The organism is Streptococcus sp. HMSC066F01 (assembly GCF_001837335.1).
Taxonomy (GTDB): domain Bacteria; phylum Bacillota; class Bacilli; order Lactobacillales; family Streptococcaceae; genus Streptococcus; species Streptococcus oralis_S.
The window spans coordinates 1-262 of record NZ_KV832080.1; the positions used below are offsets into that span (position 1 = coordinate 1).

Annotated in this window: 1 protein-coding gene; it reads right to left on the reverse strand. The window is 35.9% G+C overall.

The window, feature by feature from the left end; translation table 11 throughout:
* Positions 1 to 52: 52 nt before the first annotated feature.
* The coding region (locus HMPREF2655_RS02830; RefSeq protein ID WP_142352106.1) for a hypothetical protein at positions 53 to 262 on the reverse strand (210 nt) is incomplete at its 5' end.

A 262-nucleotide genomic window follows, 5' to 3' on the forward strand; every position in this document is an offset into this window, starting at 1 on the left:
CTGTAAAACTATTGTATCTTGATACTTTAAGAAGTTTCAATCATTCGATCTGTTAACCGTTATTTTTTGGATCTAAACGTAATAACATAGCATTAATGGCGACGATGACTGTTGACACAGACATTAGGATTGCTCCTAATGCAGGGCTTAATGTGATACCAATAGGTGCCAAAATTCCTGCAGCTAGAGGGATAGCTATAAAGTTATAACCAGCTCCCCAAAATAGGTTTTGTTTCATTTTACGAGTTGTTTTGTGTGCTAA